Source organism: Mangrovicoccus algicola (assembly GCF_014903745.1).
In the GTDB taxonomy this organism is placed as follows: Bacteria; Pseudomonadota; Alphaproteobacteria; order Rhodobacterales; family Rhodobacteraceae; genus Mangrovicoccus; species Mangrovicoccus algicola.
Map to the genome: position 1 here is coordinate 55,792 of NZ_JACVXA010000014.1, position 23,626 is coordinate 79,417.

Sequence of the window (23,626 nt, forward strand, 5' to 3'; positions counted from 1 at the left end):
AGATCACCCTAGCCAAGCCCGGCCGCGGAATCACATCGTAATTTCTTGGGTCATCGATCAGCTTGACTGATCACGACATGAAACTGTCATCAGGAAATCATGATATAGACCGGGGCGCGGGACCGGTGCTGCCGCGCAGCATCAACTCCACTCCGATGCGGCGCAGCCGGTTCTCGGGCAGCGGGCGGCTGTCGGCGCGGTCCAGCCGGGCGCGCAGCAATTCCGCCGCGGTCTCGCCGATGCGGCGGCGGTCCTGGCGGATCGTGGTCAGCGAGGGCAGGAAATGTCCGGCCAGCTCGATATCGTCGAAGCCGATGACGGAAATGTCCTGCGGCACGCGCAGCCCGCCCTCGATCAGCCCGGCGATCAGCCCGAAGGCGCCCATGTCCGAGGCGCAGAACACCGCCGTGGGGCGATGGTCCATCGCCAGGATCTGCCGTGCGGCCGCCTCGCCCGAGGCCAGGGAGAAATCGCCGCGGATAATCCATTCCGGCCGGGCGGGCAGGTCCAGCCGGCGGCGTTCGGCCTGCATCGCCGCGCGCCGCACATGGGTCAGGACATTGCCCGCGGGTCCGGTCAGATGGGCGATGGCGCGATGGCCCAGTCCGTGAAGGTACTCCATGGCCAGCCTCGCGCCGCCTTCATTGTCGCAGCGCACCGAGGCGAAGCCCGTGCCCTCGATCCATTCGCAGGCAAAGACGATGCGGTCGCCGATCCCCTGCGCCGCCAGCCGGGCGAGATCCTCCGCGCGGATCCCGGCATCAAGGCAGATCAGCCCGTCGATCCGCCCGTCGCGGAAATAATGGTCCACGATGGCCCCGGCATCCTGCCCGGCGGTATCGGCGATCAGCACGGCGTGGTCGCTTTCGGCGAAGCCGGCGCTGATCCCGGCCAGAACCTGCGAGAAGAACGGGTTGCCCAGATCGGGCACCATCACCAGCACCGCGCCGGCGCGCTGCATGCGCAGGTTGCGCGCCGCGCGATTGACCCGGTAGCCGGTGCTGCGGATCGCCTCGAATACGGTCTGGCGGGTGGCCTCGTTGACCACCTGCGGATTGCTCAGCGTGCGGCTGACCGTGGCCACCGACACCCCAGCGGCGCGGGCGACATCGACGATCCTCACTGGCTTCTGCTGCGTCATCTTTCTGTCCCGGCTGAAACCCGCCCCGCGCGGCAAGCTGTGTATTGACTCGAATCTCACTTCGTAAATGATGCATGTAATCGTTTACAAAGCGACTGGAAAGACAAGTTTCGCAAAATGTAAACGATTACAAACCGATGAGGCCGGCTTTCGGGCCGGTGGGGAGGAAGCTATGAACACCATCCGGGGCGCCCTTGCGCTAACCGTGTCCCTTGCCGCGTTTCCGGCCGCCGCCGCCGATCTGGAGGTCACCCATTGGTGGACCTCCGGCGGCGAGGCCGCCGCCGTCGCGGAATTCGCGCGCCTGTTCGAGGAACGCACCGAACATGAATGGGTCGACGGCGCGATCGCCGGGTCGGGCAACACCGCGCGGCCGATCATGATCTCGCGGATCACCGGCGGCGATCCGATGGGGGCGACGCAGTTCAACCATGGCCGCCAGGCCGAGGAGCTGGTGGAGGCCGGACTGATGCGCGACCTCACCGACCTGGCCGAGGCGGGGAAATGGCGCGAGGTGGTCAACCCGCCCTCGCTTCTGGACAGCTGCACGCTGGATGGCCATGTCTATTGCGTGCCCGTGAACATCCATTCCTGGCAATGGCTGTGGCTGTCGGACAAGGCCTTTGCCGAGGCGGGCATCCCGGTGCCGACGAACTGGGAGGAATTCGTCGCCGCCGCCCCCGCGCTGGAGGCGGCAGGCAAGGTGCCGCTGGCGCTTGGCCAGCAGGCCTGGCAGCAGGCGGGGCTGTTCGCGACGCTGGTGATCTCGCTTCTGCCTGACGACATCTACCTGTCGGTCTATCGCGACAAGGATGCCGAAATCGCCGCCGGGGCCGATATGGCGCAGATTTTCGCCGCGCTCGATACCGCGCGCGGGCTGGCGGCGAAATCCACGGTGCAGGAATGGAACCAGGCCACCAACATGCTGATCACCGGCGCCGCGGGCGGGCAGGTGATGGGCGACTGGGCCCAGGGCGAATTCGCCATGGCGGGCCAGGTCGCGGGGCAGGATTACCATTGCCTGCCGGGACTGGGGGACAAGCCCGTCCTGACCACCGGCGGCGATGCCTTCTATTTCCCGCTGGTGCGCGACGACGACGTGGCGGATGCCCAGGCCGACCTGGCCGAGGTGATCCTCTCGCCCGAGGCGCAGGTCGCCTTCAACCTCAAGAAGGGATCGCTGCCGGTGCGCGGCGATGTCGACCTGGATGCGGCCAATGACTGCATGCGCAAGGGACTGGAGATCCTGGCGGCGGGCACGGCGATGCCCGACATCAACCAGCTGATCGACAGCGACACCCGCACCCGGATCGAGGATCTGCTGGTCGAGTTCTTCGCAGATCCGTCCTATGCGCCCGAAGAGGCGCAGGAGCGGTTTGCCGGGATCATCGGCGATGCGCGCTGAGGCCGCCGCCACCGGCAGGGGGGCGACAAGCCCCCCGCCTTCCGCCGCTCCGCCGCGACGGCTGCTGCGCAACCTGACCGCCAAGATCGCCGCCATCCCGATGGTGCTGACCGCGCTGGTCGTGTTCCTCGGCGGTACGGTCTGGACGGTGGTCTACAGCTTCACCAGCTCGCGCATGCTGCCGCGTGCGGAATTCGTCGGGCTGGAGCAGTATGACAGGCTGTGGTCGACCCGCCGCTGGGTGATCTCGATCGAGAATCTGGCGATCTACGGGCTGTGCTCGCTGGTCTTCAGCCTGGTCATCGGCTTCGTCCTCGCCGCGCTTCTCGACCAGAAGATCCGCTATGAGAACGCCTTCCGCACCATCCTGCTCTATCCCTTCGCGCTGAGCTTCATCGTCACCGGCCTGGTCTGGCAATGGATCCTCGACCCGGAATTCGGGCTCCAGTCGATCATCCGCGGGCTGGGATTCGAGAATTTCACCTTCGACCCGCTCTACAATCCCGACATCGCCATCTTCGGCATCCTGATCGCCGGGCTGTGGCAGGGGACGGGGCTGATCATGATTCTGATGCTGGCGGGGCTGCGCGGCATCGACGGCGAGATCTGGAAGGCCAGCCGCGTCGACGGCATCCCGGCCTGGAAGACCTACCTGTTCATCATCGTGCCGATGATGCGGCCGGTCTTCATCACCGCGCTGGTGCTGATCACCTCGGGCATCGTGAAACTCTATGACCTCGTGGTCGCGCAGACCGGCGGCGGGCCGGGCATCGCCACCGAGGTCCCGGCGAAATACGTCTATGACTACATGTTCGGCGGGCAGAACCTGGGCCAGGGCTTTGCCGCCTCGACCATGATGCTGCTGGCGGTCGCCATCGTCGTCATCCCCTGGGCCATGCTGGAATTCGGGGGGAAACGCCGTGGGTAAGCTGCGCGATCCCGACTGCAATCCGCTGCAGGCGCGGGCGGAAACCGTGCTGACCGATTATGCCGCCCGTGCGCAGGCGGCCAGCGGGCCGCGCGGCCGCAAGCCGCGCCGCCGCCTCTCGGGGCGCAACATCATGATCTACGGCACGCTTTTCGTGGTCTCGGTCTATTACCTGCTGCCGCTATGGGTGATGGTCGTCACCTCGCTGAAGGGCATGCCCGAGATCCGGCTGGGCAACATCTTCGCCCCGCCGGTGGAGATCACCTTCGAGCCCTGGGTGAAGGCCTGGGCCGAGGCCTGCACCGGGCTGAACTGCGACGGGCTTTCCCGCGGGTTCTGGAACTCGGTCAGGATCACCGTGCCCTCGGCGCTGGTCTCGATCTTCATCGCCTCGGTCAACGGCTACGCGCTGGCCAACTGGCGGTTCCGCGGCGGCGAGGCGTTCTTCACCATCCTGATCTTCGGCGCCTTCATCCCCTATCAGGTGATGCTCTACCCAATGGTGATCCTGTTGCGCGAGGCCGGGCTCTACGGCTCGCTGACCGGGCTGATCGTCGTGCATACCGTCTTCGGCATGCCGATCGTGACGCTGTTGTTCCGCAACTACTTCACCTCGCTGCCCGAAGAGCTGTTCAAGGCGGCCCGCGTAGACGGGGCGGGGTTCTGGGGCATCTATTTCCGCGTCATGCTGCCCATGTCGCTGCCGATCTTCACGGTGGCGATGATCATCCAGATCACCGGCATCTGGAACGACTTCCTCTTCGGCACCGTGTTCACGCGGCCGAACCTCTACCCGATGACGGTGCAGCTGAACAACATCGTCAACTCCGTGCAGGGGGTGAAGGAATACAACGTCAACATGGCCGCCACGCTGCTGACCGGGCTCGTGCCGCTGGCCATCTACTTCGCCTCCGGCAAGCTCTTCGTGCGCGGCATCGCCGCCGGCGCGGTGAAAGGATAACGCCATGCAGCCAAGCATCGCCATCAGGGACCTGACACTCGCCTTCGGCGCGGTGGAGGTCCTGCACGACCTGAACCTGGAGGTGGGGCAGGGGGAGTTCCTCGTTCTGCTCGGCTCCTCGGGCTGCGGGAAATCCACGCTGCTGAACTGCATCGCCGGGCTTCTCGACATCACCGACGGGCAGATCTTCATCCAGGGCAAGAACGTCACCTGGGAGGAACCCTCGCGCCGCGGCATCGGCATGGTGTTCCAGTCCTACGCGCTCTACCCGCAGATGACGGTGGAGGGGAACCTGTCCTTCGGGCTGAAGAATGCGGGCCTGCCCAGGGCCGAGATCGCCGCGCGCGTCGCCCGGGCGGCCAGGATCCTGCAGATCGAACCGCTCCTGAAACGCAAGCCCGCCGCGCTTTCCGGCGGACAGCGCCAGCGCGTCGCCATCGGCCGGGCGCTGGTGCGGGACGTCGACGTGTTCCTCTTCGACGAGCCGCTGAGCAATCTCGACGCCAAGCTGCGCGCCGATCTGCGCGTCGAGATCAAGCAGCTGCACCAGCAGCTGGAGAACACCATGATCTACGTCACCCATGACCAGGTGGAGGCGATGACCCTCGCCGACCGCATCGCCATCATGAAGGGCGGCAGCATCATGCAGCTGGGCAGCCCCAAGGAGATCTACAACCGCCCCGCCAACCGCTATGTCGCCGAGTTCATCGGCTCGCCCACCATGAACATGATCGAGGGCAATCTCGACATGCAGATCACGCCCAGCTTCTCGGCCGAGGGAATGAGCGTTCCGCTTCAGACCTATGCCTTCGGCTCCGATGCGGCCTCCGGACCGGCGGTCTTCGGCATCCGCCCCGAACATGTCGAGGCGGGGGAGGGGGCCGAGGCGATGCCGGTCCGGCTCGACGCCGCCGTCGACCTGGTCGAGCCCCTGGGCTCCGATACCCTTGTGCGCGCCCGCGCGGGCGACCGGAATCTGTGGGCGCGCATGCCGGGCCAGCCGGACCTGCGTCCACGCCAGCCCCTGCGCCTGGGCTTCGATCCGGCCCGCGCGCATCTGTTCCGCCTTTCCGACGACACCCGTCTCTGACCCGATTCCAGCATTCAGGAAGATCACGATGACCGTATCCTTTCAGCTCTACTCGGCCCGCGACGCGGGACCGTGGGACCAGGTTCTGACCATGCTTGCCGATCTGGGCTATGCCCAGGTCGAGGGCTTCGGCGGGGTCTATGCCGACCCGGCCGGGTTCCGTGCGCTTCTGGACGCGCGCGGCCTGACCATGCCCTCGGGCCATTTCTTCCCGCCCGAAAGCTTCGAGGAGGGGCTGGACACGACGCTGGCTGCCGCGAAGGCGCTCGGCATGTCGCAGCTTTTCTGCCCCGCCGTGCCGCCCGCGATGCGCGGCATGGACGCGCCCGGCTGGCAGGCCTTCGCCAAACGGCTGGACGCGGCCGGAAAGAAGGTGGCCGATGCCGGGTTCCGCTTCGGCTGGCACAATCACAACTGGGAATTCGCCGATCTGGGCGGCGGCACCACCGCGATGGAGATCATCCTGACCGAGGCGCCCGACATCGCCTGGGAGGCGGATATCGCCTGGATCCTGCGCGGCGGGGCCGACCCGCTGGACTGGATCGCGCGCCATGGCGACCGCATCACGGCCGCCCATGTGAAGGACATCGCCCCCGATGGCGACGGCGCGGAGGAGGATGGCTGGGCCGATGTGGGCCATGGCACGATGGACTGGCCCGCGCTGATGGCCGCGCTGCGCGGCATCGGGGTCGAGCTGTTCGTGATGGAACATGACAAGCCGTCGGACGCGACCCGGTTCGCCACCCGGTCCATCGACGCCTTCAAGACATTCTGAGGTCATCATGAGCGACACACTCGGCATCGGCGTCATTGGCTGCGGCAACATCTCCGCCGCCTATATGCGCCTCGCCCCCCTGTTCCGCGGCATCCAGATGCGCGCCTGCGTCGATCTGAACGCCGATCTGGCCGCGGCGCGCGCCGCCGAATTCGGCCTGCGTGCCCTGTCGGTGGAGGATCTGCTGGCGGCGGAGGACATCCATGTCATCGTCAACCTGACCATCCCCCCCGCGCATTTCGCGGTCTCGAAGGCGGCGCTGGAGGCGGGCAAGCATGTCTGGTCGGAAAAACCCTTCGTCCTCAGCCTGGAGGAGGGCCGCGCGCTGGCCGACATCGCCGGGGCCAAGGGGCTGCGCATCGGCTCGGCGCCCGACACGTTCCTGGGCGGCGCGCATCAGCTGGCGCGCCACCTCGTCGATCAGGGCGCGGTGGGGGACATCACCTCGGGCACCTGCTTCGTGCAGAGCCCCGGCATGGAGATGTGGCATCCGAACCCGGATTTCTTCTTCAAGCCGGGCGCGGGTCCGGTGCTGGATATCGGCCCCTACTACATCTCCAACCTCGTGCAGATGCTGGGGCCGGTGTCCCGCGTGGCGGCGATCGCCGGATCGGCCTCCGACTACCGCACCATCACCAGCCAGCCGCGCCATGGCGAGCGGATCCCGGTGGAGACCCCGACCACGATCCATTCGATCCTGAAATTCGCCTCCGGCGCGCAGGTGACCTTCGTCGCCTCCTGGGATGTCTGGCATCACGGCCATGCGCCGATGGAGCTTTATGGCCGCGACGGCACGCTCTATGTGCCCGATCCCAATTTCTTCGGCGGCGAGCTGCGGATGACGGCGGGGCCGGAATTCGTCAATGTCGCTGCGGATTGGCGGCACCCCTTCGCCGTCGCGAATGACGAGAAGGGGCGGGCCAATTACCGCACCGCCGGGCTGGCCGACATGGCGCAGGCGATCCTCGAGGGGCGGGACCATCGCTGTTCGCTGGATTTCTCGCTGCATGTGGTGGACGTGATGACCGCCATCCTGCGCGCCGGCGAGGAGGCGCGTGCGCTGGACCTGTCCACGACCTGCGAACGCCCGGCGGCATTGGACCCGGCCGCGGCCGCGGCGCTTCTGGCCTGACCGGCGATGCGCAGCGAGCTTTGCCTGCATGACCTGAGCACCGGCGCGACGCGGGTCCTGCTGGCCACCGACCGGCTGATCGAGGCGCCCAACTGGGCGCCCGGCGGCGGCTATCTTCTGGTCAATGCCGAGGGCGGGCTGTTCCGCGTGTCGCTCGACGCGCCCGATCTGGTGCCGGTCGATCTGGGGCCGCATGACCGGCTGAACAACGATCACGGCATCTCGCCCGATGGCGGGACCCATGTCTTCTGCGACCATTCGCAGGCGGGGATGTCGGTGATCTACACCATTCCCGCCGCCGGGGGCGCGCCGCGCCGGGTCACGCCGCTGGGTCCCTCCTGGTGGCATGGCTGGTCGCCCGACGGCGCGCGCCTGGCCTATGCCGCGATCCGCGACGAGCGTTTCGCCATCGCCACCTGCGCCCTGGATGGCAGCGACGAGCGGATCCTCGTCACCGGGCCGGGCCATTATGACGGCCCGGACTACACGCCGGATGGTCACTGGATCTGGTTCAACGCCACGCGCGGCGGGACGATGCAGCTGTGGCGCATGCCCGCCGATGGCGGCACGCCCGAACAGATGACCGATGCCCCGCGCGATGCCTGGTTCCCGCATCCCGCCCCCGGCGGGCGGCATGTTCTCTACCTGGCCTATCCGCAGGGCACCGAGGGCCATCCGCGCGACCGCGACGTCTCGCTGCGCCTGATCGACCTCGAAACGGGCCGCGACCGCGCGCTGTTCGGCCTGTTCGGCGGACAGGGCACGATCAACACCCCCTGCTGGGCGCCGGAGGGAGGCCGCTTTGCCTTCTGCCGCTATGCCCCGCCTCCCGCATGATGACGAAAGGACCGACATGCCTGCCACGATAAAGGGCCCCGCCATCTTCCTGGCGCAATTCGCGGGCGACGAAGCGCCCTTCGACACCCTGCCGGGCCTCTGCGGATGGGCCGCGGACCTGGGCTACAAGGGGGTGCAGATCCCCGCGGGCGATGCCCGGCTGTTCGATTTGGACCGCGCCGCCGAGAGCCAGGACTATTGCGACGAGATCGCGGGCCTCTGCGCCGGGGCCGGGGTGGAGATCACCGAGCTGTCCACCCATCTGGAGGGGCAGCTGGTCGCCGTCCATCCCGCCTATGACGCGCTTTTCGACGGCTTCGCCCCCGCCGCGGTCCATGGCGATCCCGCCGCCCGTACCGACTGGGCGGTGGGCCAAGTGAAGAAGGCCGCGACCGCCTCGCGCCGGCTGGGCCTGAAGACCGCCGTCACCTTCTCGGGCAGCCTTGCCTTCCCCTATCTCTATCCCTGGCCGCAGCGCCCCGAAGGGCTGATCGAGGAGGCCTTTGCCGAGCTCGGCCGCCGCTGGCGCCCGATCCTCGACCATTACGAGGCCGAGGGCGTTGATCTCGCCTACGAGATCCATCCCGGCGAGGACATCTTCGACGGCGCCACCTGGGAGATGTTCCTCGACGCGGTCGGCGGCCATGCGCGGGCGAAGATCCTCTACGACCCGTCGCATTTCGTGCTGCAATGCCTCGACTACCTGGCCTTCATCGACCGCTATCACGACCGCATCGCCGCCTTCCACGTCAAGGATGCCGAGTTCAATCCCGATGGCCGGCAGGGCGTCTATTCGGGCTACCAGCCCTGGGTGCAGCGCGCCGGGCGGTTCCGCAGCCCCGGCGACGGGCAGGTCGATTTCGCCGCGATCTTCTCGCGGCTGACGGCGCATGGCTTTGACAGCTGGGCGGTGATGGAATGGGAATGCTGCCTGAAATCGCCGCAACAGGGCGCGCGCGAAGGGGCGCCCTTCATCGACGCGCATCTGATCGAGGTGACGGGCAAGGCCTTCGACGACTTCGCGGGCGGCACGACCGACCGCGCCGCGATCCGCAAGATGCTGGGGCTCGGCTGATGGCGCGTCTGAGACTGGGCATGGTCGGCGGCGGGCAGGGGGCGCTGATCGGCGGCATCCACCGCATCGCCGCGCGCATCGACGGGCAATGGGACCTGGTGGCCGGGGCGCTGAGTTCCGATCCCGACCGCGCGCGGGCCTCCGCGGCAGAGATCGGGCTCGATCCCGCGCGCAGCTATGCCGAGTTTGCCGAGATGGCCCGCGCCGAGGCGGGCCGCCCCGACGGGATCGATGCGGTCGCCATCGTCACGCCGAACCACCTGCACGCGCCTGCCGCCATCGCCTTCCTTCAGGCCGGGATCCACGTGATCTGCGACAAGCCGCTGGCGGCGACGATGGAGCAGGCCGAGGCGATCGCCGCGGCGGTGGCGGCCTCGGACCGGCAGTTCATCCTGACCCATAACTATTCGGCCTATCCGCTGATCCGGCAGGCGCGCGAGATGGTGGCGGCGGGCGAGCTGGGCGAGATCCGCCTGGTCCATGTCGAATACGTGCAGGACTGGCTGGCCGAGGAGACGGGCGGCAAGCAGGCCGAGTGGCGCACCGATCCGGCACGTTCGGGCGCGGGCGGCTGCATCGGCGATATCGGCACCCATGCCCATAACCTGGCGGGGTTCGTCAGCGGGCTGGACGTGGCCGAATTGTCGGCCGACCTTCAGGCCTTCGTGCCGGGGCGACGGGTCGATGACAACGTGCATGTGATGCTGCGCTACGAAGGCGGGGCCCGGGGCATGCTCTGGGCCAGCCAGGTGGCGGTGGGCAACGGCAATGCGCTGCGCCTGCGGATCCACGGCACGAAGGCGGGGCTCGACTGGGCGCAGGAGGATCCGAACCGGATGACCTTCACCCGCTTCGGCGGGCCCGCACAGATCCTGACCCGCGGCGGGGCGGGGGCGGGACCGGCGGGACTGGCGCATCTGCGCACGCCCGGCGGACATCCCGAGGGCTATCTGGAGGCTTTCGCCACGCTCTATGCCGAAGCGGCCGCGCGGATCCGCGGCGAGACGGCGGAGGCGCTGCCCGGCATCGGCGAGGGCATGGCGGGGATGCGCTTCATCGCCGCCTGCCTGCGCTCTTCCGCGGAAAATGCCGCCTGGGTTGCGCCCTGACGGCAGGCGGGCGGCCCGGAACAGGCCGCCCTCCGGATCATTCCGCCGCCAGGACCTCGGTCGCGCCCTCGACATATTCGGGCTCGCCATGGTCGTGGAACAGCTGCAGCAGCCTCTTGCGCATGATCATGCCGGGCCGGTCGGTGACCATGTGCAGCTCGGTGCGCCGCTTGAGGTCCAGGACCACCTCGGGATCGGTGCATTCCAGCATGTCCTTGTCCTCGGTGATGATGGCCTGGTCCCAGGCGATCAGGTCGGCGGCCGGGCAATCCGCCTCGGTGTCGTTGCGGAACAGGATCTGGGAGATCTGCATGGATCCGTCATCGATCGGCGTGGCGCAGTTGAAGATGATGTGGCGCAGCCCCGAGGGATATTCGATGTCGAGCCGCCGGTAGAAGGGGATGTACCACTTGTTGACCATCCGCCGCGTGGTCTTGCCCTCGGGCTCGCCGGTGATCCGCACGGCATGGGCGGGGTTCACCACCTCCTGGTTCACCGAGGCGGTGAAGCCTTCCGCCGTCTCCTCGATCACGTATTGCTCGGGCACCGGGTCGTTGATGTCGCCGAAGGTGTTGCGGTGCACGAAGGCGATATGGGCCGCGTCGAAGGAGTTCTCCATCAGCCGGAAGGGCGAGGTTTCCCAGCGGTCGTAGAACTGGTGGATGCGGCGGAACCCGGGATCCGCCTCTTCCGGCACGTCCGGGATGTCGGCGATCGGATCGTCCAGCGCCACCCAGACATGGCCATAGCGGTCCTGCGCATGGAATCCGCGGGTGCGGGCATTGGGCACCGCCTGGCGTTCGGGAAATTGCGGCACCATCACCAGCCGGCCGCTGCGGTCGTATTCCCAGCCGTGATAGCCGCAGACGATATTGCCGTTCTTGCACCAGCCGGTCGACAGCTTGGCCGTGCGGTGGCAGCAGCGGTCCTCCAGCGCGGCGGGCTTTCCCTCGCCGTCGAGGAACAGCACGATCTTCTCGCCCAGAAGCGTGAAGGGCTTGGGCCCGTCCTCCAGATGCGCGGTCGGCATGACCGCGTACCAGAACCGGCGCAGGGTCTTCTGTTTCGTGTTCAGCATCGGGTCAGCCTTCCGTGGCCGGGGTCAGGAAATCGAGCGTGTAGGCGGTGGCGGGATCGAAATCCGCCGCCAGCAGCCCCTGGGATTTCAGCATCTCCGCATGGGCCGCCCAGTCCTGCGGGTCGATCCGGCCGATCTCGGCGGGGTCGGTTTCATAGAGCAGGTGCTCGCTGATCATCTTGTCGATGGCGAACCGCATCTGCCCCTCGGTCTGGTTGGGGTCGCGCGCGGCGATGGACTCCATCGCGGGGGCGGGATCGGCGATGAAATCCTGCCAGCCCTTCACCGAGGCATCGACCAGGCATTGCACGGCCTCGGGCTGCGTCTGGATCAGCTCCTCGGAGACCACGACCAGCGAACCGGCCGAGGCATAGCCCATGTCGGCGATCAGGAAATAGCTGGCCTCCTCGCCGGTCTCCTGTTCGTAGCGCCAGGGCTCGGAGGAGACAAATCCCTGCTGGATCGCGTCGGGCGTGGTCATCCAGACCGCGATCTGGCCGTTATAGGCGCGCAGATCGGCATCCTCCAATCCGTATTTCGCCTGCAGGAAGGGCCAGATCGTGACCCGGTTCGACTGCGACAGCAGCACCGGATGGCCCTTCATGTCCGCGGGCGTCTCGATCCCCTGGCCGGGATGATACATCAGGATCTGCGGCACCTTCTGGAACGAGGTCATGACGGCGCGCGCCGGGAAGCCCGCGGCGACCAGGTTCATCACCCCGTCATTCTGCGAGATCAGCGCGACATCGACCGCGCCCGAGGCCAGAAGCTGCGCGGTGTCCATGCCCGGCCCGCCGTCGCGGATGGTCATGTCGACGCCGCAATCGGCATAGAAGCCGCGGGCGACGGCCTGGTGATAGCCGCCATGTTCGGCCTGCGCCTTCCAGCTCATCTGGAAGGTCAGCGGCACGGCGTCCTGGGCGGCGGCGGGGGCGGCCAGCGCAAAAGCGGCGGCAAGGCAGCATAGGGGATCGCGGATCTTCAAAGCCGTCTACCTTTCTCCTGTCGGGATGGGTCGTGATTTTTCTGATTATGCGGGGAAGGGGACGGGCAGGGCTGTCTGCCTGCCGGTCTGCCCGGCTCCGGTGCTTTGGCGGATCGGCCGAGCCCCTTGCGCGGGGCAGCATGGCGGATGCGCTACCTGTCCGGACGTCCGGGGCGGTGCCCCCCGGGATCAGACTGGCACGGGGCGGGAGGGCGGAAAACAATCAAATTTGCCCCGCTCTCTTGCCTTTTGGGCAACATTCGCCTCAGCCGGGCTGGCCCGGCACCGGCGGCAGGTCCAGCGCGCGCACCTGTTCCGAGATCAGCTCCACCATCTGCGCGACCTTGGCATCGCCCATCGCCTCGGTCACCACGTAGATCCCCAGGGGCCAGGCGCGCTCCGGCTCTCCGGGGATCGTCTCGATCTGGTGGACACCCTGGCGCGCCAGGTAGGGGCCCAGCAGGACGCTGTGGGTCAGCACCGCATCCGCCGCCTGCAGGTAATCGAGACAGACCGCCAGCGAATTCGAGGTGAAGGCATGGCCATAGCTGCCCTGCGGCAGTTCCGGCAGGGTGCGCGCATTCTCGGATTGCAGCTTGTCCAGCCGCGATTCCGAGGGCACGGCGACCACGCTGGGCCAGGCGAAGATCTCGGCCAGGCTGCGCGGCGCTTCCAGAAGGGGATGGCCCGCGCGCACGTAATAGCCGTCGCGCGACATGCCCATCGGCAGGAACTCCACCGCATTGGCATGGGCAAAGCCCGGGATCTGGTTGCCGATGAACAGCGAGATGTCCCCCGCCAGGAGCTGCGCCATGCAGCGCAGCGCCGAGCCCAGGCTGACATGGATCGGGGCATCGGGATGGGCGCGGAACTGCGCCATGACGATATCCTTCAGGAACAGGTCCCAGGAGGAATAGCCCGAGCCGATGCTGATCCCGTGCGCGGCCTTGACCCTCTGGCGCTCGATCCGCCCCAGCGCGTTGCCGTAGAGGCGGCGCATGATCATCGCGTTCTCATACAGCGTCTCGCCCGCCTCGGTCAGCCGCACCCCGCGCGAGCTGCGTTCGAACAGCACGACATTCAGCGACTGTTCCAGTTTCCGGATGCTGTAGCTCAGCGCGGGCTGCGATACGGCCAGCGTCTCGGCGGCGGCCAGGAAGGATCCCGCCTCGGCGATTGCCAGGAAATGCTCCAGAACCTTGTCCATGCCGTGCCGTCCTGCTGTATAAAAACAGCTTATATTGTAGATGAAAAATTGTATTTTATAAATAGAAAACCGGCTGATACCGTTTCCCGAGGTGTCGCTGCGCGGGCAGGGCGCCGGAGGGCGGGCCGGTGGAGGACCGGGCTGCGCTCAGCAATCATCGTCCAGGGAGGGAACCGGATGACGACAGCTAGGATCGACCGGCGGCAGCTGCTCGCCGGAGGCATGGGGCTTGCCCTGGCTTCGGGTCTTGCACCGATGGCACGCGCGGCGGGAACGCCGATCCGCATGGTCTGGTGGGGCAACGAGGAACGCGCGCGCCGCACCACCGAGGCCATCCGCGGCTTCGAGGCGGCGCAGGATGACGCGGTCGCCGTGGCCACCGAATACATGGGCTGGGACGATTACTGGACCCGGCTGGCCACGCAGGTGGCAGGCGGCAACGCGCCTGACCTGATCCAGATGGATTACCGCTATCTCTTCGAATATGTCGGGCGCGGCACGCTTCTGCCCTTGGACGAATATCTGGGCAATGCGCTGGATATCGAGGATTTCGGCAAGGAGAACCTGGCCTCCTGCTCGGTCGACGGCAAGCTTTACGGCGCCAATGTCGGGGTGAACTCCTTCGGCATGCTGCTGGACCGGGCGGCCTGGGAGGAGGCCGGCATCGAGGCGCCGGAGATCGGCACCAGCTGGGAGACCTTCGCCGAGCGCTGCGCCGCCTTCAAGGAGGCCACGCCGCGCCGCCGCTTCTATGCCACCGCCGATACCAGCGGGCAGGGCAACAGTTTCGAGCTGTGGCTGCGCCAGCGCGGCAAGGAGCTGTATACCGAGGCGGGCGAGCTGGCCTATGATGCCGATGACGCGGGCGAATGGTTCGACTACTGGGCCAAGCTGCGCGCGGCCGGGGGCTGCGTGCCCGCCGATGTGCAGGCGCAGTTCAAGAATTCGCTGGAAACCGCGCCCATCACGCTGGGCACGGCAGCGACGGATTTCGCCTTCTCCAACCAGTTCACGGGGTATCAGGCCGTCAACAAGGCCAGCCTCGACATGACCGCTCTGCCGGTCCTGCCCGATGGCGCGCCGGGTCATTACCTGAAGCCGTCGCAGATGTTCGTCGTCTCCTCCGCCTCCAAGGCGCCCGAGGCGGCGGTCCGCCTGGCGCATTACCTGGTGCGCGATCCGGCCGGGGCGCTGATCCTCGGGCTCGACCGCGGCGTGCCGGCCTCGCCCGCGATCCGCGAGGCGCTGCTGCCGGAACTGGACGAGGCGCAGAAGAAATCCGTCGCCTATATCTCGGCCATCGGCGATCTGGCCGGTCCGCTGCCGCCCTCGCCGCCCAAGGGGGCGGGCGAGGCCTATGCGATCATGCTGAAGATCAGCCAGGAGGTCGCCTTCGGGATGATCGATCCGGCCGAGGGCGGGCGCAAGCTGGTGACCGAGTCCGCCGCCAGCCTGACGAGGTGATCCGGTGACGATGGAAACCGCCACCAATGGATGGGAGGAGGGGCGCCGTCCCCCCTCCCGTTTCGCCGAGGGCCTCCGGCGCAACCTGCCGGGCTACCTGTTCCTGTCCCCCTGGCTGATCGGGTTCTTCTGCCTGACGCTGGGGCCCGCCCTGGGGTCGCTCTATCTGAGCTTCACCGATTACGACCTGCTGTCCGCGCCGCGCTTTGCCGGGGTGTCGAACTATGTCCACATGGCCACGGCCGATCCCAATTTCGGCGCGGCGATGAAGGTGACATTCCTCTATGTCGCGCTGTCGGTGCCGCTGAAGCTGGCCTTCGCCCTGGCGGTTGCCATGATGCTGAACCGCGGGATGCGCGGCCTGCCGGTCTATCGCGCGATCTTCTACCTGCCGTCGCTTCTGGGCGCCTCGGTTGCCATCGCCGTCCTGTGGCGGCAGCTTTTCGCCGCCGACGGTCTGGTCAACGACCTTCTCTGGGTCTTCGGGATCGAAGGGCCCAGCTGGATCTCGAATCCGAATTACTCGCTCTACACGCTGGTGATCCTGTCGGTCTGGCAGTTCGGATCGCCGATGATCATCTTCCTGGCCGGGCTGCGCCAGATCCCCGCGGACATGTACGAGGCTGCCAGCATCGACGGCGCGTCGAAGCGGCGCCAGTTCGTGAAGATCACGCTGCCGCTGCTGACGCCGGTGATCTTCTTCAACCTGGTGATCCAGACGATCGACGCCTTCAAGGCCTTCACCCCGGCCTTCATCGTCTCGGGGGGATCGGGCGGGCCGATCAATTCCACGCTGTTCTACACGCTCTACCTCTACCAGGAGGCCTTCGGCTATTTCCGCATGGGCTATGCCTCGGCGCTGGCCTGGGTGCTGGTGGCGATCATCGCGGGCTTCACCGCGCTGAGCTTCCTCTCCACGAAATACTGGGTGCATTACGATGACTGATGCCGCCGCCCAGGCCCTGCCGGGCCAGCAGCCGGCCTATCCCGCGCTGCGTTCCGCGATCAGCCATTCGGTCCTGATGGCCGTGTCCTTCGTGATGCTCTACCCGATCCTGTGGATGCTGGCCGGGTCGCTGCGTCCCGCCGACGACTTGTTCGGCGGCAATACCAGCTTGATCCCGTCGCAGGTCACCATCGAGGCCTACAAGGACGGCTGGTTCGGGTTGCAGATCAGCTTCGGCAAGTTCTTCGTCAACTCGCTGATCATCGCCACCCTGGCCACGATCGGCAACGTCCTGGCCGCCTCGCTGGCCGCCTTCGCCTTCACGCGGCTGAAATTCCGCGGCCGGGCGATCTGGTTCGCGCTGATGCTGGGGACGCTGATGCTGCCCTATCACGTGACGCTGATCCCGCAATACGTGCTGTTCCTGAAGCTCGGCTGGGTGAACACCTGGCTGCCGCTGATCGTGCCGAAATACTTCGCGGTCGACGCCTTCTTCATCTTCCTGATGGTGCAGTTCTTCCGCGGCATCCCGCGCGAGCTGGACGAGGCGGCGATGATGGATGGCTGCAGCCCCTGGCGGATTTATACCCGCATCATGCTGCCCCTGTCGCTGCCGGTGCTGGCGACGGCCGCGATCTTCTCCTTCATCTGGACCTGGGAAGATTTCTTCGGACCGCTCATCTATATCAGCGATACCGGGCTCTACACCGTGCAGCTGGCGCTGCGCTCCTTCATCGACAGTTCCGGATCGACGAACTGGAACGCGCTTTTCGCGATGTCCGTCCTGTCGCTGATCCCGATCTTTCTCATCTTCCTCTTCTTCCAGCGCCTCCTGATCGAGGGCATCGCCACCACCGGCATGAAGCGCTGAGGCACAAGGAGACTTGTCATGACCACGCCAATCCGCCTGCGCAACGTCACCAAGCGCTTCGGCGCCGTCGAGGTGATCCGGGACCTCGATCTCGATATCGAACCGGGACAGTTCACCGTCTTCGTCGGCCCCTCGGGCTGCGGGAAATCCACCCTCCTGCGGATGATCGCGGGGCTGGAGACCATCTCGGACGGCGACCTGCTGATCGGGGGGCAGCGCATGAACGACACGCCCGCCTCGAAACGCGGCATCGCCATGGTGTTCCAGTCCTACGCGCTCTACCCGCACATGTCGGTGCGCAAGAACCTGGCCTTCGGGCTGGAGACGATGCGCATGAGCCGTGCCGAGATCGACCGGCGGGTGAATGCCGCCGCCGAGACGCTGCAGATCACCCAGCTTCTGGAACGCAGGCCCAAGGCGCTGTCCGGCGGGCAGCGCCAGCGCGTCGCCATCGGCCGGTCGATCGTGCGCGACCCCGACATCTTCCTCTTCGACGAACCGCTGTCGAACCTGGATGCGGAACTGCGCGTGCAGATGCGGGTGGAGATCTCCAAGCTGCATGAACGCCTCGGCAATACCATGATCTACGTCACCCATGACCAGGTGGAGGCGATGACCATGGCCGACCGCATCGTGGTGCTGAAAGGCGGGCAGGTGATGCAGGCCGGCACGCCGCTGGAACTGTATAACAGCCCGGCCAACCGTTTCGTCGCGGGGTTCATCGGCTCGCCCAAGATGAACTTCCTCGACGCCACCGCCTCGGAGGCGGGGATCGACGTGGCAGGACAGCGCCTGGACGGGATTGCCGCGAGGCCCGCGCCGGGGCGGCTGACCTTCGGCATCCGTCCCGAACATGTCGAGATCGGCAGCGGCGGCGGCGGCGCCAGCCTGGGCGAGGCGCGGGTCGATCTGGTCGAGCATCTCGGCGGCACGACCGTCCTTTATGCCGTGACGCCCTCGGGCGAGAGCCTGAATGTCGTCGCCCCCGGCCAGCAGGGCATCCGCACCGGCGATGTCCTGCCCCTGCGGCTCGACCCGGCCAATGCCCATGTCTTTGCCGAGGACGGCTCCGCGCTGCGACGCAGCGCCTGACCGGGTGCGGGACCCGGTCCCGCACCCGCCTTTCCGCGTCCGCCTGCGGCGGCGCCCCCGCCACCTGTCGGCCGGTCCGCGACCGGCCCCGGCAGCTCCCTGTTTCCAGGGCGCCGTACCTGTTCGCGCGCCCGCCTGTTCGAGAGACCGCAGATGAAATACGCAATCGTCGGCACCGGATCCCGCCACCAGATGTTCCGCAGCGCCGTCGCCGAGACCTATGCCGCAGAGAATGACCTGGTGGGGCTGTGCGACCTCAACGGCCACCGGCTGGCCCTGTCGGCGGCGGCCGTGCCCGATCCCGGCGGCAACGGCATCGCCACCTACCGGGCGGGGGAGTTCCCGCGGATGCTCTCCGAGCAGAAGCCCGACACCGTCATCGTCACCGTGCCCGATGACCTGCACCATGAATACATGGTCGAGGCGATGCGCGCGGGATGCGATGTGATCACGGAAAAGCCGATGACCGTCGATCTGGGCAAGCTGAAGGCGATCCTCGACGCGCAGGCCGAGACCGGGCGGCGCGTGACCGTGACCTTCAACTACCGCTACACGCCGGCGCGCACCCAGATCAAGGACCTGCTGATGTCCGGCGCCATCGGCAAGGTGACGGCGATCGATTTCCGCTGGCACCTGGACCGGGTGCACGGGGCCGATTACTTCCGTCGCTGGCACCGGCACAAGGACCGCTCGGGCGGGCTTCTGGTGCACAAGTCCACCCACCATTTCGACCTGGTGAACTGGTGGCTGGGATCGACCCCCGAGACGGTCACCGCCCATGGCGCGCGCCACATGTACCGCCCCGAGACCGGCGACGCGATGGGGCTGGTCCCGCGCGGGCCGCGCTGCCATGTCTGCCCCTCTGCTTCCGCCTGCCAGTTCCGCATGGATCTGGAGACCGACGAGAAGCTGCGGACCATGTATCTGGAGGCGGAGGAGGAGGACGGCTACCTGCGCGATGCCTGCGTCTTCGATCCCGAGATCAGCATCGAGGACACGATGCAGGTCCATGCCCGCTACCGCTCGGGCGCGCTCTTGAACTACACGCTGACCGCCTATTCGCCCTGGGAGGGGCTGGACATCACCTTCCAGGGCACGGAAGGCGAGCTGACCCACCGCCATGTGGAGGTGCACGGCGTCTTCGGCGGCCAGCGCGAGAAGGCCGAGGGCCGCGAGTCGATGCGCACCGTGCTGCACCGCGCGGGAGAGGCGCCCGAGGTTCTGGATGTCTGGCAGGGGGAGGGCGACCATGGCGGCGCCGATCCGGTGATGCTGGGCTACCTGTTCGACCCGGCGGTCGAGCCCGACCGCTATGGCCGCGGCTCGACCCATGTCGACGGCGCCTGGTCGATCCTGACCGGCATCGCGGCCAATGCCTCGATCGAGCGCGGCCAGGCGGTGGGCGTCGACGGGCTCCTGGCCGAGCACGGCATCGTCCTGCCCTGCTGAGCAGGGCGGGCGGGGCGGATCACAACAGGTCGATCCGCCCTTCCAGCGCCGACAGCGCGATATCGCGCAGCAGCAGTTCCGCCCCGTTGTCGAAGGCGATCAGCACATCGTCGCCCTGCTGCTTCGCGCGGTCCGTCACGTCCCCGGCATCGCCGCGGAAACCGCCGATCAGCAGCCGGTCGGCGCCGGTGCCGAAATCGGCGATCACGTCGCGGGACCCGGCATTGAGCGCCGCCGAGAAGACGAAGCTGTCGGCCCCGCTGCCGCCGGTCATCGTGTCGCTGCCGATCCCGCCATCCAGCCGGTCGCGGCCGCTGCCGCCGTAAAGGCGGTCCTGCCCCGCATTGCCGAACAGCCGGTCGTCCCGGGCGCCGCCGAACAGGCGGTCCGCGCCGGATCCGCCTTCCAGAAGGTCGTTTCCATTGCCGCCCCAGAGCCGGTCCGCGCCATCCTCGCCCGACAGCCGGTCATGCCCGGACTGGCCCGATAGCGTATCGTTGCCGATCCCGCCCGACAGCCGGTCCCAGCCATTGCCGCCGCGCAACTCGTCCCGTCCCTGTCCGCCTTTCAGCGTGTCGGCGCCGTTGCCGCCCAGCAGCCAGTCGCGATCCGCGCCCCCGAACAGGCGGTCGCGCCCGTCATGGCCGGACAGGTAGTCCCGGCCCGCGCCGCCGTCATAGACATCATCGCCCGCCCCGAAGATGCCGCGATCCGATCCGCCCGTGCCTGCCGCCGCGCCCTCGGCGCCGAAGACGTGCAGCACCTCGCCGCTGTCTCCGCCGCTGGCGACCAGCGACAGCGCGCCAAGCGCCAGCCCGGCCGCCGGGGCGTTGTCGGTGACGAAGCCCAGCAGCGAGGCGGCGCTCAGCGCGTTCGCGGCTTCCCATGCCTCGATGGTGTCGTGATCGGCCAGCGTGCCGTCCGCATCGGCGAACAGTCCGATCAGGTCAAGCCGCGGCGCGATGAACCGCGCCTGCAGGGACTCCGCCAGCGCGTCAATGGCGCTGACCGTTCCGGTCAGATCCGCCAGACCGGCGCGGCCGCGATCGGCCAGGTGCATCTGCATCAGCATCAGCGCCGCACCGGTCAGGGACTCGGCGAGATAGGGGATTTCGTATTCCGCCTGCCAGGGATCGCCGGGATCCAGCGGGACGCTCCGGTAGCCATCGGCGATCTGGTACAGGGTCGGGGACAGGGCGACGCTTTCGGCGACATCCTCGAGGTAGAGCTGCGCCTCCAGCAGGTGGCGTTCCGAGGCGGGGCCGGTGATCAGGTTATAGGGTTCCGGCGACGCGATCCGCGACAATTCTTCGCCGGAGATGTAGTAGACGCGCCAGAAACTGTCGGTCTGGGTCAGGCCCGGATACTTGTCCTGCCAGTCGCGGCCGCGCCATTCCAGATAGGCGTCCGTGGGAAAGGTATACACGCCGGAGATGCTGGTCTTGTAGTAATCCGACCCGGTCCAGTCCCCGTCCGGCGATCCGTTGACCCAGTCGGAGGGTTCGTCGGGATCGTTGTAGACGCCGTATTTGCCTTCCGTCAGCTCGACCACCGTCTCGGTGTAATTGCCCAGCGTCAGCGACTCGTTGAAGACGGAATAGTCGATGTAACCGAAGCTGTCGCCATAGGCGGGGTCCTCCACCAGCGTTTCGGGAAACGGCGCCTCGCTGTAGGTGACGCTGAATCTGACATGGAGGCGGACCGTCTCGGCGGCGAAGTCGCCGACACGGAGATTGACGGAATAGGTCACGGCGGCGGGATCCTGAAGCTTGCTGACACTCACTCCCGCCTGAACAAAGCAGGAATGACTGATGCATTCAAGAAAACCATTGCCGCTGCGGCAGCACGGCGCGCGCGTGCCCCGTCAGAGCGCGACGCGGTCCCGGCGGGCGCGTTCCGTGGCCGATTTCAGCTGGCCGCAGGCGGCCATGATGTCCTCGCCGCGCGGCGTGCGGATCGGCGAGGAATAGCCGGCCTTGTAGACGATATCGGCGAATTTCTCGATCCGCTCCCAGTCCGAGCGCTGATAGGGGGCGCCGGGCCATTCGTTGAACGGGATCAGGTTGATCTTCGCCGGGATGCCCGAGATCAGCTTGACAAGCCGCCGCGCATCCTCGTCGCTGTCATTGACGTCCTTCAGCATGACGTATTCGAAGGTGATCCGCTCGGAATTCGAGGCCTTGGGATAGGCGCGCAGCGCGTCCAGCAGGGTCTCGATGTTCCATTTCCTGTTGATCGGCACCAGGCGGTCGCGCACTTCGTCGGTGGTCGCGTGGAAGCTGACCGCCAGCTGGCAGCCGATCTCGGTGGCGGCGCGGGCGATTTCCGGCACCACGCCGGACGTCGACAGGGTGATGCGGCGGCGCGACAGGCTGATGCCTTCCGGGTCCATCGCGATCTTCATCGCGTCGCGGACATTCTCGAAATTGTACAGCGGCTCGCCCATGCCCATCAGCACGATATTGGACAGAAGCCGCGCCTCGTTCTTGGGCTTGCCGGGTTCCGGCCATTCGCCCAGGTCGTCGCGCACCAGCATGACCTGGCCGATGATCTCGCCGGGGGTCAGGTTGCGCACCAGTTTCTGCGTGCCGGTATGGCAGAAGGAACAGGTCAGCGTGCAGCCCACCTGGGAGGAGATGCACAGCGTGCCGCGATCCGCCTCGGGGATGTAGACGACCTCGACCTCGTGGCCGCCGGCGATCCTGACCAGGTATTTGCGCGTGCCGTCCGCCGAGACCTGTTTCGACACGATCTCTGGCAGCTCGATGACGAACCGTCCGGCCAGGTCGGCCCGGAAGCTCTTGGCCAGGTTGGTCATGTCGTCGAAGGAGCGGACCCCGCGTTCGTAGATCCAGGCCCAGAGCTGATTGACGCGCATCTTCAGCTGTTTCTCGGGCACGCCGGTCTCGGCCAGCGCGTCGCGCAGCTTGTCGCGGGTCAGCCCGACAAGGTTCACCGGTCCCTCCGGCAGCTTGCGCGGAAGGGTCATGACATCCTGGGTGATCGGCGCAGATGCGGCGTGCAGTTCGGTCATCGGGCGACTCCTGGGTGGGGCGAAGGCGAGTCGCTACCACAAAAGCACGGGTTTGCCTAGGCCCCGGAGGACCGGTCTGTCAGGCGGGAACGGCGTCGTCGCTGTCGCCCTGGTCCTGGCGCACGGGCAGGGCAGAGGCGGCGGTGACCACGAGGCCCGCGATATCCGCGCCGCGATCCTGCCGGAGCACGGCCTCCTCCAGCCCGATCTGCGCGAAACCCGCCGCCTGCAGCACCGCGCGCAGATAGGCGGCGGAATGGGCAAAGCGGCGGCTGTCGCGGAGCGTCAGCGGCGCCTCGCCCTTCTCGACGGTGAAGGCCAGCACGCCGCCCGGCGCCAGCGATCCCGCCGCCCAGGCGAGGATCCGCTCCAGGGCGCCGAGATAGATGAAGACATCCGCCGCCAGGATGAGGTCATAGCGCGTCGCATCGATTTCCAGCCGCGAAAGATCGCGTTTCTCCAGCGCGTCATAGATCCCCTTGGCCGCCGCTTCCCGCAGCATCCCCGCCGAGATGTCCCAGCCGCCGAGCCAGTCGCAGCGGGGGCGCAGCACCTCGCCCGCCAGCCCGGTGCCGCAGCCAAGGTCGATGGCCCGCGCAAAGCGGCGCGGCGGCAGCGCCCGGGCCAGCAGCTGCGGCGCACGATAGGCCAGCTGATCGACCAGGGAGGCCTCGAAGCGCGGGGCATACTGGTCGAAAAGCGCCTCGACGAAGGCGGGGGGGACGGCCTCGGTCACGGGGACGGCGCGCATGAGGTCGCGTTTCATCCCGGCCCCGAACCGGTCGGCCGGGTCGGCCGCGACGGCGCGGTCCCAGGCCGCGATCGCGGCGGCGGCATCGCCCGCCGCCTCGTGCCATTCGCCCAGCCGGAACCAGCCCGCAGCCCAGTCCGGCACCAGTGCCAGCGCCCCGGCCAGGACTTCTGCCGCCGCGTGCAGATCCCCCGCCGCGGCCAGGCCTTCGGCAAATTCAAGTCGGCGGTCGGCATCCGGCCGGCCCGAGCTCACGCGTGTCGCGATCATGCGTCTGTCTTCCGAAGGGGCTGCTC

The 23,626-nt window shown here is 67.4% G+C and carries 21 protein-coding genes; 14 read left to right on the forward strand and 7 right to left on the reverse strand.

Annotation, left to right across the window (positions count from 1 at the left end; all coding sequences use genetic code 11):
* Positions 1-97: 97 nt before the first annotated feature.
* Positions 98-1,141 carry a LacI family DNA-binding transcriptional regulator gene (locus ICN82_RS07200; RefSeq protein WP_193181225.1) on the reverse strand — a complete coding sequence of 348 codons (1,044 nt, stop codon included), beginning with the start codon at positions 1,139-1,141 and terminating at the stop codon, positions 98-100.
* 172 nt (positions 1,142-1,313) lie between these two features.
* Here ICN82_RS07200 and ICN82_RS07205 point away from each other — a divergent pair, with 172 nt between their 5' ends.
* From ICN82_RS07205 to ICN82_RS07245, 9 genes are all read left to right on the forward strand, one after another.
* On the forward strand, positions 1,314-2,546 hold the full coding sequence (locus ICN82_RS07205) for an ABC transporter substrate-binding protein (protein ID WP_193181227.1): 1,233 nt from the start codon (positions 1,314-1,316) through the stop codon (positions 2,544-2,546).
* A 100-nt stretch (positions 2,547-2,646) separates the two neighbouring features.
* Positions 2,647-3,474, forward strand: coding sequence for a carbohydrate ABC transporter permease (locus tag ICN82_RS07210; protein ID WP_226898343.1), 828 nt, complete (start codon positions 2,647-2,649; stop codon positions 3,472-3,474).
* A gap of 46 nt (positions 3,475-3,520) precedes the next feature.
* Entirely contained in the window at positions 3,521-4,435 is a 915-nt protein-coding gene (locus tag ICN82_RS07215; RefSeq protein ID WP_330998975.1) for a carbohydrate ABC transporter permease, read from the forward strand.
* A 4-nt stretch (positions 4,436-4,439) separates the two neighbouring features.
* On the forward strand, positions 4,440-5,525 hold the full coding sequence (locus tag ICN82_RS07220; protein ID WP_193181231.1) for an ABC transporter ATP-binding protein: 1,086 nt from the start codon (positions 4,440-4,442) through the stop codon (positions 5,523-5,525).
* Positions 5,526-5,553: 28 nt separating this feature from the next.
* The gene (locus tag ICN82_RS07225) at positions 5,554-6,300 is read left to right on the forward strand and encodes a sugar phosphate isomerase/epimerase family protein (RefSeq protein WP_193181234.1); all 747 of its coding nucleotides are present in this window, start codon (positions 5,554-5,556) and stop codon (positions 6,298-6,300) included.
* Positions 6,301-6,307: 7 nt separating this feature from the next.
* Positions 6,308-7,432, forward strand: a complete 1,125-nt coding sequence (locus ICN82_RS07230; RefSeq protein WP_193181236.1) for a Gfo/Idh/MocA family protein — start codon at positions 6,308-6,310, stop codon at positions 7,430-7,432.
* Positions 7,433-7,438: 6 nt separating this feature from the next.
* Positions 7,439-8,269 carry a TolB family protein gene (locus tag ICN82_RS07235; RefSeq protein ID WP_193181238.1) on the forward strand — a complete coding sequence of 277 codons (831 nt, stop codon included), beginning with the start codon at positions 7,439-7,441 and terminating at the stop codon, positions 8,267-8,269.
* A 16-nt stretch (positions 8,270-8,285) separates the two neighbouring features.
* The gene (locus ICN82_RS07240) at positions 8,286-9,344 is read left to right on the forward strand and encodes a sugar phosphate isomerase/epimerase family protein (RefSeq protein WP_193181240.1); all 1,059 of its coding nucleotides are present in this window, start codon (positions 8,286-8,288) and stop codon (positions 9,342-9,344) included.
* Positions 9,344-10,453 (forward strand): Gfo/Idh/MocA family protein, encoded by a 1,110-nt coding sequence (locus tag ICN82_RS07245; RefSeq protein WP_193181242.1) that lies wholly within the window; start codon positions 9,344-9,346, stop codon positions 10,451-10,453. Before ICN82_RS07240 ends, ICN82_RS07245 begins: the two co-directional genes overlap by 1 nt.
* A gap of 37 nt (positions 10,454-10,490) precedes the next feature.
* Here ICN82_RS07245 and ICN82_RS07250 read toward each other — a convergent pair whose 3' ends face one another.
* The 3 genes from ICN82_RS07250 to ICN82_RS07260 form a co-directional block, all read right to left on the reverse strand.
* Positions 10,491-11,531 carry an aromatic ring-hydroxylating dioxygenase subunit alpha gene (locus ICN82_RS07250; protein ID WP_193181251.1) on the reverse strand — a complete coding sequence of 347 codons (1,041 nt, stop codon included), beginning with the start codon at positions 11,529-11,531 and terminating at the stop codon, positions 10,491-10,493.
* Between the two features lie 4 nt (positions 11,532-11,535).
* Complete coding sequence (locus ICN82_RS07255; protein ID WP_193181253.1) at positions 11,536-12,516, reverse strand: ABC transporter substrate-binding protein; 981 nt, start codon at positions 12,514-12,516, stop codon at positions 11,536-11,538.
* A gap of 265 nt (positions 12,517-12,781) precedes the next feature.
* Positions 12,782-13,723: a LysR family transcriptional regulator gene (locus ICN82_RS07260; protein WP_193181255.1), complete on the reverse strand. Its 942-nt coding sequence runs from the start codon at positions 13,721-13,723 to the stop codon at positions 12,782-12,784.
* A gap of 177 nt (positions 13,724-13,900) precedes the next feature.
* Here ICN82_RS07260 and ICN82_RS07265 point away from each other — a divergent pair, with 177 nt between their 5' ends.
* The 5 genes from ICN82_RS07265 (at position 13,901) to ICN82_RS07285 (ending at position 19,545) form a co-directional block, all read left to right on the forward strand.
* Positions 13,901-15,187: an ABC transporter substrate-binding protein gene (locus ICN82_RS07265; RefSeq protein WP_193181257.1), complete on the forward strand. Its 1,287-nt coding sequence runs from the start codon at positions 13,901-13,903 to the stop codon at positions 15,185-15,187.
* Between the two features lie 10 nt (positions 15,188-15,197).
* Positions 15,198-16,133: a carbohydrate ABC transporter permease gene (locus tag ICN82_RS07270; RefSeq protein ID WP_193181287.1), complete on the forward strand. Its 936-nt coding sequence runs from the start codon at positions 15,198-15,200 to the stop codon at positions 16,131-16,133.
* Positions 16,126-17,004, forward strand: coding sequence for a carbohydrate ABC transporter permease (locus tag ICN82_RS07275; RefSeq protein ID WP_193181259.1), 879 nt, complete (start codon positions 16,126-16,128; stop codon positions 17,002-17,004). Before ICN82_RS07270 ends, ICN82_RS07275 begins: the two co-directional genes overlap by 8 nt.
* Positions 17,005-17,022: 18 nt before the next feature.
* On the forward strand, positions 17,023-18,096 hold the full coding sequence (locus tag ICN82_RS07280; protein ID WP_193181261.1) for an ABC transporter ATP-binding protein: 1,074 nt from the start codon (positions 17,023-17,025) through the stop codon (positions 18,094-18,096).
* A gap of 153 nt (positions 18,097-18,249) precedes the next feature.
* Complete coding sequence (locus ICN82_RS07285; protein WP_193181263.1) at positions 18,250-19,545, forward strand: Gfo/Idh/MocA family protein; 1,296 nt, start codon at positions 18,250-18,252, stop codon at positions 19,543-19,545.
* A gap of 19 nt (positions 19,546-19,564) precedes the next feature.
* Here the strand turns inward: ICN82_RS07285 and ICN82_RS21610 are convergent, their stop codons facing one another.
* The 3 genes from ICN82_RS21610 to ICN82_RS07300 all read right to left on the reverse strand — a co-directional run bounded on the left by ICN82_RS21610 (position 19,565) and on the right by ICN82_RS07300 (position 23,600).
* Positions 19,565-21,295, reverse strand: a complete 1,731-nt coding sequence (locus ICN82_RS21610; protein ID WP_193181264.1) for a calcium-binding protein — start codon at positions 21,293-21,295, stop codon at positions 19,565-19,567.
* 114 nt (positions 21,296-21,409) lie between these two features.
* Entirely contained in the window at positions 21,410-22,579 is a 1,170-nt protein-coding gene (gene rlmN / locus ICN82_RS07295) for a 23S rRNA (adenine(2503)-C(2))-methyltransferase RlmN (protein WP_193181266.1), read from the reverse strand.
* A 79-nt stretch (positions 22,580-22,658) separates the two neighbouring features.
* On the reverse strand, positions 22,659-23,600 hold the full coding sequence (locus tag ICN82_RS07300; protein WP_193181269.1) for a class I SAM-dependent DNA methyltransferase: 942 nt from the start codon (positions 23,598-23,600) through the stop codon (positions 22,659-22,661).
* Positions 23,601-23,626 lie beyond the last annotated feature (26 nt).

Coding starts and splice junctions, on each gene's coding strand:
- ICN82_RS07240 (WP_193181240.1), top strand. CDS start 8,286: ATGCCTGCCACGATAAAGGGCCCCGCCATCTTCCTGGCGCAATTCGCG.
- ICN82_RS07280 (WP_193181261.1), top strand. CDS start 17,023: ATGACCACGCCAATCCGCCTGCGCAACGTCACCAAGCGCTTCGGCGCC.
- ICN82_RS07285 (WP_193181263.1), top strand. CDS start 18,250: ATGAAATACGCAATCGTCGGCACCGGATCCCGCCACCAGATGTTCCGC.
- ICN82_RS07275 (WP_193181259.1), top strand. CDS start 16,126: ATGACTGATGCCGCCGCCCAGGCCCTGCCGGGCCAGCAGCCGGCCTAT.
- ICN82_RS07250 (WP_193181251.1), bottom strand. CDS start 11,531: ATGCTGAACACGAAACAGAAGACCCTGCGCCGGTTCTGGTACGCGGTC.
- ICN82_RS07265 (WP_193181257.1), top strand. CDS start 13,901: ATGACGACAGCTAGGATCGACCGGCGGCAGCTGCTCGCCGGAGGCATG.
- ICN82_RS07245 (WP_193181242.1), top strand. CDS start 9,344: ATGGCGCGTCTGAGACTGGGCATGGTCGGCGGCGGGCAGGGGGCGCTG.
- ICN82_RS07300 (WP_193181269.1), bottom strand. CDS start 23,600: ATGATCGCGACACGCGTGAGCTCGGGCCGGCCGGATGCCGACCGCCGA.
- ICN82_RS07220 (WP_193181231.1), top strand. CDS start 4,440: ATGCAGCCAAGCATCGCCATCAGGGACCTGACACTCGCCTTCGGCGCG.
- ICN82_RS07205 (WP_193181227.1), top strand. CDS start 1,314: ATGAACACCATCCGGGGCGCCCTTGCGCTAACCGTGTCCCTTGCCGCG.
- ICN82_RS07260 (WP_193181255.1), bottom strand. CDS start 13,723: ATGGACAAGGTTCTGGAGCATTTCCTGGCAATCGCCGAGGCGGGATCC.
- ICN82_RS07230 (WP_193181236.1), top strand. CDS start 6,308: ATGAGCGACACACTCGGCATCGGCGTCATTGGCTGCGGCAACATCTCC.
- ICN82_RS07210 (WP_226898343.1), top strand. CDS start 2,647: ATGGTGCTGACCGCGCTGGTCGTGTTCCTCGGCGGTACGGTCTGGACG.
- ICN82_RS07225 (WP_193181234.1), top strand. CDS start 5,554: ATGACCGTATCCTTTCAGCTCTACTCGGCCCGCGACGCGGGACCGTGG.
- ICN82_RS07270 (WP_193181287.1), top strand. CDS start 15,198: ATGGAAACCGCCACCAATGGATGGGAGGAGGGGCGCCGTCCCCCCTCC.
- ICN82_RS07200 (WP_193181225.1), bottom strand. CDS start 1,141: ATGACGCAGCAGAAGCCAGTGAGGATCGTCGATGTCGCCCGCGCCGCT.
- rlmN (WP_193181266.1), bottom strand. CDS start 22,579: ATGACCGAACTGCACGCCGCATCTGCGCCGATCACCCAGGATGTCATG.
- ICN82_RS07235 (WP_193181238.1), top strand. CDS start 7,439: ATGCGCAGCGAGCTTTGCCTGCATGACCTGAGCACCGGCGCGACGCGG.